The organism is Streptococcus parasanguinis (genome assembly GCF_001578955.1).
GTDB classification, from domain to species: Bacteria; Bacillota; Bacilli; order Lactobacillales; family Streptococcaceae; genus Streptococcus; species Streptococcus parasanguinis_U.
Map to the genome: position 1 here is coordinate 349,772 of NZ_KQ969690.1, position 7,766 is coordinate 357,537.

At 37.4% G+C, this 7,766-nt stretch carries 10 protein-coding genes and 1 other annotated feature; of the genes, 9 read left to right on the plus strand and 1 reads right to left on the minus strand.

The window, feature by feature from the left end:
• The first annotated feature begins 55 nt into the window (after nt 1-55).
• Nucleotides 56-2,581: an LTA synthase family protein gene (locus SPADD19_RS05530; RefSeq protein WP_061455466.1), complete on the plus strand. Its 2,526-nt coding sequence runs from the start codon at nt 56-58 to the stop codon at nt 2,579-2,581.
• 94 nt (nt 2,582-2,675) lie between these two features.
• Nucleotides 2,676-3,152 (plus strand): EbsA family protein, encoded by a 477-nt coding sequence (locus SPADD19_RS05535; RefSeq protein ID WP_014713160.1) that lies wholly within the window; start codon nt 2,676-2,678, stop codon nt 3,150-3,152.
• A gap of 9 nt (nt 3,153-3,161) precedes the next feature.
• Here the strand turns inward: SPADD19_RS05535 and SPADD19_RS11550 are convergent, their stop codons facing one another.
• A complete protein-coding gene (locus SPADD19_RS11550) occupies nt 3,162-3,359 on the minus strand; it encodes a ferredoxin (protein ID WP_071788416.1) in 198 nt (65 codons plus the stop codon).
• A gap of 45 nt (nt 3,360-3,404) precedes the next feature.
• On the opposite strand from SPADD19_RS11550, the gene SPADD19_RS05540 reads away from it, so the two are divergent.
• The 7 genes from SPADD19_RS05540 to metK all read left to right on the plus strand — a co-directional run.
• Nucleotides 3,405-3,860, plus strand: a complete 456-nt coding sequence (locus SPADD19_RS05540; RefSeq protein WP_003015783.1) for an SAG1386/EF1546 family surface-associated protein — start codon at nt 3,405-3,407, stop codon at nt 3,858-3,860.
• 9 nt (nt 3,861-3,869) lie between these two features.
• Nucleotides 3,870-4,550 carry a (d)CMP kinase gene (gene cmk / locus SPADD19_RS05545; protein ID WP_003015791.1) on the plus strand — a complete coding sequence of 227 codons (681 nt, stop codon included), beginning with the start codon at nt 3,870-3,872 and terminating at the stop codon, nt 4,548-4,550.
• Nucleotides 4,551-4,573: 23 nt separating this feature from the next.
• Nucleotides 4,574-4,702 (plus strand) — a sequence feature (ribosomal protein L20 leader region).
• Nucleotides 4,703-4,718: 16 nt separating this feature from the next.
• Nucleotides 4,719-5,249 (plus strand): translation initiation factor IF-3, encoded by a 531-nt coding sequence (infC, locus tag SPADD19_RS05550; protein WP_003003721.1) that lies wholly within the window; start codon nt 4,719-4,721, stop codon nt 5,247-5,249.
• Between the two features lie 33 nt (nt 5,250-5,282).
• A complete protein-coding gene (gene rpmI / locus SPADD19_RS05555) occupies nt 5,283-5,483 on the plus strand; it encodes a 50S ribosomal protein L35 (protein WP_003003453.1) in 201 nt (66 codons plus the stop codon).
• A gap of 49 nt (nt 5,484-5,532) precedes the next feature.
• Nucleotides 5,533-5,892, plus strand: a complete 360-nt coding sequence (gene rplT / locus SPADD19_RS05560; protein WP_000124830.1) for a 50S ribosomal protein L20 — start codon at nt 5,533-5,535, stop codon at nt 5,890-5,892.
• Between the two features lie 104 nt (nt 5,893-5,996).
• The gene (locus tag SPADD19_RS05565) at nt 5,997-6,464 is read left to right on the plus strand and encodes a deoxycytidylate deaminase (RefSeq protein WP_100208998.1); all 468 of its coding nucleotides are present in this window, start codon (nt 5,997-5,999) and stop codon (nt 6,462-6,464) included.
• Between the two features lie 366 nt (nt 6,465-6,830).
• Nucleotides 6,831-7,766, plus strand: a 936-nt coding sequence (gene metK, locus SPADD19_RS05570; protein WP_241496485.1) for a methionine adenosyltransferase, incomplete at its 3' end; no start/stop codon positions are given.

Below are 7,766 nucleotides of genomic sequence, written 5' to 3' on the forward strand. Positions count from 1 at the left end.
TATCGGAATATACACTCAATTGCAGGGATAAAAAAATTTTTAGAAAGGATAAAAAATGAAGAGAAAGAGGAAATTAGATTTTAGAGATTTTCTTTTTAAAATTTATAATAAAATAACAAGAACACAAAAGTACTGTATAACTCTCTTTCTTTTATTTTTTATAAGCAACACTTTCTTAACACAAAATTTGATTTCTAAAGAGATCAAATCAACAGGATCTGTATTGTTCATAGTTAATCAGTTTGGTATTTGGTTTGGAATTGCATTCTTAATTCTAGTTTTACTAATTTCACAATACGCTTTAAAATGGATTTTTTTCCTTAAAATTTTAGTTTCATACGTAATCTATTTAATACTATCATACTCGATTGATATTTCGCTTAATATTAATAATCCTAGTTATAAGATTGATCATTTCCAAAAAAATAATTTTTGGCAATTTAATTCTCTAGTATTTATTTTATCATTGTTAGTGATTTCTTATGTTTTGGGTCAGATCAAAAAATCATATGATAATAAAGCGAATAGAAAAAAATTAGAACCTATTGGGAAACTGTTCGAATATGTCTTGCATTCTAGCATAGTTTGTTCGTTCATTTTTACTGATTCTAAAATTCTTTCTTTTTTGTATCGTACATCATGGTATGTATCTGGAAATTTTGAGAAATTAGGAGCAGGAAAGTACTCCTTGAGCCAATTTTGGATTTTAGAATTTTATTTGCTACTCTTAAGTATTTTCCTGACTTTAGTTGGCTTGCTTTTTGTAAAAGGACAAGTTGATGTAGTAAAAAATAGGTCTAGTTTTTCGCTAGCTGTATTTACAAGTATTAGTCTTGCAATATTATTTAATACAGGAATTCAATTGGGTCTAGGACATGGGGAACCTTTGGTTGGATACTCAATATTTCCTGGAGGTGTAATCTTTCAGATATTATGCTTATCTTATCTGTTTATTTTTCTATACATACTTCTTAATAGATATTTATTTACGACAATATTAATTTTATTTGGTGGTGTTCTGTTTATTGTTGCGAATGCTATAAAATTTAGTATGCGTGCGGAACCAATTTTGCCAAGTGATTTGGTCTGGGTATTTCAACCTTCTGTTTTATTTAGTTTTGTAGATGCTTCGGTTTTAATGACTGTGAGTATTTCCTTAGTCATTTTTACGTTTATCTATATAATAGGACGGAGATATATTTATCCAGGTAGAATTATTCGTGCAACGATCTTAAGATTTGTTTTATTAGGACTTATGTTCTTATTGTCCATTAATGTTTATTCTATTTTTAAAAGAAAAGATAATGGAAAAATTATTGATGACGTTCCGATTATTACTTTGTTAAATAATTTCCAAGATACAAAATGGTTAGGAAATTCCATAAACGCTAGATATCGATCGTTGTCATATGTATGGTTGAATCAAATAACAACAGATCCAATTATAGAACCGAAGGGATATAGTAAAGAAAAAATCAAAGAAATTGAGAAGAAATATGATCAAGTAGCTTTAGAAATCAATAAAAATAGAAATGAGTTAATTGATAATCAAACGATTGTTTATGTTTTAAGTGAGAGTTTTGCTGACCCATCAAGAATTGAAGGGGTAAGTTTATCTAGAAATCCTATACCAAAAATTCAAGAAATTAAGGCAAAAGTTACAAGTGGATTAATGCAATCGGATGGTTATGGTGGTGGAACTGCAAATATGGAGTTCCAAACATTGACGGGGTTACCTTTTTATAATATTAATCCTACAGTTTCTGTATTGTACTCAGAGGTTGCTCCTAAAATGAAAAAACTAATTTCAGTTAGTGATTCATTTAATAATAAAGAAGTTATTCATTTCGAATCTCCAATTAATTATTCTAGAAATGTAATTTACAATAGATTGAAATTCAATAAATTTATAAGTATTGATGATAAAAAGAATTATGATTTAGGTTATCAAGAAGTACATATAAGTGATGAATCTACGTATAAGGCAGTATTAAAAGAGATGGATGCTAAAAAGAATCAGTTCTTTTCTGTCATTACAATTCAAAATCACTCCCCATTTATAGCAGGAGAACCTTCAGACTTAACAGCAACAGGCAGAGGTTTTTCAGATGATGAAAATACCAAGCTAACGAATTATTCACGTCTTTTAACCTTTACCGACACCGCCACCCAATCCTTCCTTGAAAGTCTTTCTAAAATAGATAAGAAGATTACAGTGGTATTCTATGGAGATCACTTGCCAGGTCTTTATCCTGAGTCCGCCTTTAAGAATAATCCGGAGAGTCAGTATCAGACAGACTACTTCATTTGGAGTAATTTTGATGCACCGAAATTGAACTATCCTTTGGTCAATTCAAGTGATTTCTCTGCTATGGTCTTTGAACAGACCAATTCAAAAGTTTCGCCTTACTATGCTTTGTTGACAGAAGTATTGAAAAAAGCAAGTGTCGATAAAAAGGCCTTAGAAGGAGAAGCACAAGAAATTGCAGAGGATTTGAAAATGGTTGAATACGACCTGATTAGTGGGAAAGGTTACCTTTCTAAAGACTTCTTTAAAGTCCCAACTGATAAATCCAATTAAAAGGAGTGCTAGCAGGTAAAAATCTTTGTGATTTTGGCTGTCTGGCTCCCTTTTTTTTGTTTTTTATGCTAAACTATTAGATGGGGGTACGCTCATGATTAAGATATTTGGAAAGGTCCATTATCATTGGCAACCGGACTTATCTATTCTTGTGACTTATTGGTCCATTGCAGTGATTCCGGTCTTTATTGGACTGGCCTTGATGTATGAGAGCTCTAGTGTGCCAACGCTAGTTTTGTTTTCGTTCTTTTTATTTATGGTCTTGCTCGCGATTGGGGTCCATCGTTACTTTACTATTTATGATGATGGGATTTTACGGATTATTACAGCCAATCCTTTTACCCCAATTAAAGTGAAGATCACTTCCATTGAGAAAGTAGAAGTGAATAAGAAGTCCATCAAACTCGTCTTTAATGATGGTTCGCGTAGTCGGACATTCTGTATGCGCAAATGGCCGAAAAAATACTTTATCAATGCACTTGCCTTAAATCCCTATTTTAAGGGGGAAGTAGTTTTGACAGATAACTTTATTCATGTGGACTACTATGAGATGTATTATGCAAACAAATAAAAAGCCCTCTTAATCTTTTAAGAGAGCATGAGTGGGGCATTCTCTGATAGCCTCGAGAACATCGTTTGTGACAGGGACTTCTTTTTCGAGGAGATCGTCCTCTTCGGGAAATTTGACGATACCATTATCATGGTAATCGAACAACTCAGAGTAGGTTTGACAGAGACCGCAAGCGATGCAACGATCTGGAATTAACGTAACTTTCATACTTCTATTGTAATGATTTTTACGAGAAAAAACAAGGAGGAAGTCATGGCAAAAGAACCATGGGAAGAAGACATTTACGATGATGGAGAAGAAACATTGAAAAGAACGAGTAAATTAAATGGAGTGAAGGCTGATCGTCTCTTAACGATTTTGGCGATTATTTTCTTTGTGGTGGTTGTGGCTATGGTGTGTTTGTTGATTTTCCTTTCTACCGGAGGGAGCGACAAATCAAAACAAATGGCTGGTTTCTACAATGGAGAGACTAAGGTTGAACAGACATCATCAGCTCCTGTAGCACAGACGGACCAAGCAGCTACTAAAGATAGTTCAAAAGATGAGAACTCTGAAGAAGGCACGATCACTGTTCAAGCAGGTGAAGGGGAAGCAGCGATCGCTGCGCGTGCTGGTATTTCCATTGCCCAATTGGAACAGTTAAATCCATCCCACATGTCTACAGGATCTTGGTACGCCAATCCTGGTGATGTTGTTAAGATTCAGTAGGAGTAGAGAATGAAACAAATTCAAATTGCTATTGATGGCCCCGCTTCTAGTGGAAAGTCTACGGTTGCAAAAATTATTGCTAAGGATCTGGGTTATACCTATTTGGATACAGGAGCTATGTACCGTGCGGCGACTTACCTAGCTTTGCAAAATAATTTAACAGCTGAACAGGTTGATGACCTCTTAGACCTTTTAGATCAGTATCCAATTAGCTTCGGTCGTTCGGAAGAAGGAGAGCAGCTTGTCTTTGTAGCAGACGTAGATATTACTCACCCGATTCGCGATAACCAAGTGACCAACAATGTTTCATGGGTTGCAGCACTTGCGCCAGTTCGTGAAAAACTTGTCACTCTACAGCAAGCAATTGCAGCAGAGGGGGGCATCGTCATGGATGGTCGTGATATTGGGACCGTCGTTCTTCCACATGCAGAGTTGAAGATCTTTTTGGTCGCTTCTGTTGAGGAGCGGGCAGAACGTCGTTATAAGGAAAATGTTGAAAAGGGCATCACAGCGGATCTTGAATTGTTAAAAAAAGAAATCGCTGAGCGGGACTATAAGGACAGCCACCGTGCCGTTTCTCCTTTGAAACCTGCAGCTGATGCCATTCATTTTGATACGACGGGTGTTGGAATTGCAGACGTTGTTGCATTTATTGAAGAAAAAGCAAAAAAACTTCTTGACAAAGAATAAAAAACTTGATATCATATAAAAGTTGAGAAAAGCAGAAGTGAGAACTTCTCGCCTTGTGACGCAAGTTGCCTGGCCCCTACGGATCAAGTTTCAGTAATGAAATACATCATGTAGTTCGGGCCTGTTTTGCAGGTCCGTTCTTTGTTTTTCTCGAATAATAAAAAAGAGGTGAAAACCATAGCAAAGCAAGACTTATTCATCAATGATGAAATTCGTGTACGTGAAGTTCGCTTAATCGGTCTTGAAGGTGAGCAATTGGGTATCAAACCACTTAGCGAAGCGCAAGCACTTGCGGACGACGCTAATGTTGACTTGGTTCTCATTCAACCTCAAGCTAAACCTCCTGTTGCGAAAATTATGGACTACGGTAAGTTCAAATTTGAGTATCAGAAGAAGCAAAAAGAACAACGCAAAAAACAAAGCGTTGTGACCGTGAAAGAAGTTCGTTTGAGCCCAGTGATTGACAAGGGTGATTTCGATACGAAACTTCGCAATGCTCGCAAATTCCTTGAAAAAGGAAATAAAGTGAAGGTATCCATTCGCTTTAAGGGTCGGATGATTACCCACAAAGAGATTGGTGCTAAAGTTTTAGCCGACTTCGCTGAAGCGACACAAGATGTGGCGATCATCGAACAACGTGCTAAGATGGATGGACGTCAAATGTTCATGCAATTGGCGCCAGCAACTGACAAGAAATAATCTGTCAGAAAGTTAAAAAAAGGAGAAAATATCATGCCAAAACAAAAAACACACCGCGCATCAGCTAAACGTTTCAAACGTACAGGTTCTGGTGGACTTAAACGTTTCCGTGCTTACACTTCTCACCGTTTCCACGGAAAAACTAAGAAACAACGTCGTCATCTTCGTAAAGCATCTATGGTGCATGCAGGAGATTTCAAACGTATCAAAGCAATGCTTACTCGCTTGAAATAATCGCGTATTCGTAAGTAAAGAATTCTAGGAAATATTGGAGGAAATATAAATGGCACGTGTTAAAGGTGGCGTTGTATCACGCAAACGTCGTAAACGTATTCTTAAATTAGCTAAAGGTTACTATGGAGCTAAACATATCTTGTTCCGTACTGCAAAAGAACAAGTAATGAACTCTTACTACTATGCATACCGTGACCGTCGTCAAAAGAAACGTGACTTCCGTAAATTGTGGATCACACGTATCAATGCGGCAGCTCGTTTGAACGGACTTTCATACTCACAATTGATGCATGGTTTGAAATTGGCTGAGATCGAAGTTAACCGTAAAATGCTTGCTGACTTGGCTGTTAACGATGCAGCAGCTTTCACAGCTCTTGCAGATGCAGCTAAAGCAAAACTTGGTAAATAATTTTTATAAGACTGGGAAGATTTTCTCAGTCTTTTTTTCTTGCTGATTTCATGCTATAATGAAATCAATTATAGGAGAAATCATATTAGATGGAGGACCTAAAGGTGACACACAATCGACTAGCATGGGATGAGTATTTTGCAGCACAGGCCTTACTAATTTCAAATCGGGCAACTTGTAATCGCGCTAAGGTTGGGGCTGTACTGGTTAAGGATAATAAGGTCATTGCAACGGGTTATAATGGGTCCGTTTCTGGGACAGATCATTGTCTAGAGGATGGCTGTCTAATGGTCGAGGGGCATTGTGTCCGGACGATTCATGCAGAAGTCAATGCTATTTTGCAAGGTGCTGAACGTGGAATTCCAAAAGGGTTTACAGCTTATGTGACGCATTTTCCTTGTCTCAATTGTACCAAGCAGTTACTCCAAGTTGGTTGCAAGCGGGTGGTATACATTCATCAGTATCGAATTGATGAATATGCCGAGTATCTCTACCGTGAAAAAGAAGTAGAACTGATGCATTTACCGATTGAAGAGGTGAAACAGGCAATTGCAGAGACAGAACTGGTCTAGTTTGTACTTTTTTTGAAGTGAAGACTGATGGATACTGTAATGAGGGGATAGGTATATTTTCAATTCTTCTGGGTAAGTAGAAGAGAAAGGACAGCCTTAATCTTCTTGAATTTAGTTATCGAATTGGAAGGAATTTGTACTACAACCTGTTTTCCTATTCATATTTTTATTGCTAGTAAAGAAATATGTCTGCTACTTTCAGGAGTGATATAGATTGAAACTATATCAACTCCTTTTTTAAAACATAGTCTATTATAGTTGAAATGTGTTATAATGAAGTGTTATATGGTCCCGATAAGGTGATAGTCTTTCTATCAGTGCTTTGTAACTCTATAACGAATATTTATTTTAAGGGGGGACATTTTTATGTCAGAACGTAAACTTTTCACGTCTGAATCAGTATCTGAGGGGCATCCAGATAAGATTGCAGACCAAATTTCAGATGCTATTTTAGATGCTATTTTAGAGCAAGATCCAGAAGCACACGTTGCTGCTGAAACAGCTGTTTATACTGGTTCAGTGCATGTTTTCGGTGAGATTTCAACGACTGCTTATGTGGATATTAACCGTGTGGTTCGTGATACGATTGCAGAGATTGGTTATACCAATACGGAATACGGATTCTCAGCTGAGACGGTAGGAGTACACCCATCTTTGGTGGAACAATCTCCTGATATTGCCCAAGGGGTTAATGAAGCCTTGGAAGTACGTGGAAATGCAGATCAAGATCCACTTGACTTGATCGGAGCAGGAGACCAAGGTCTTATGTTTGGGTTTGCGGTGGATGAAACTGAAGAACTTATGCCATTGCCAATCTCACTCAGTCACAAGTTGGTTCGTCGTTTGGCAGAGCTTCGTAAGTCTGGTGAAATTAGCTATCTTCGTCCAGATGCAAAATCACAAGTCACTGTTGAGTACGATGAAAACGACCGCCCTGTGCGCGTGGATACAGTTGTTATTTCAACTCAACATGATCCAGATGTCAGCAATGAACAAATCCACGAAGATGTGATTAACAAGGTCATCAAAGAAGTGATTCCAGCTTCTTATCTAGATGCTGAGACCAAATTCTTCATCAACCCAACAGGACGCTTTGTTATCGGTGGACCTCAAGGGGACTCAGGTTTGACTGGTCGTAAGATCATCGTGGATACTTATGGTGGTTACTCACGTCACGGTGGTGGTGCCTTCTCTGGTAAGGATGCGACTAAGGTGGATCGTTCCGCTTCTTATGCAGCTCGCTACATTGCCAAAAACATCGTAGCGGCAGGTCTTGCTAAGAAAGCAGAAGTGCAATTGGCT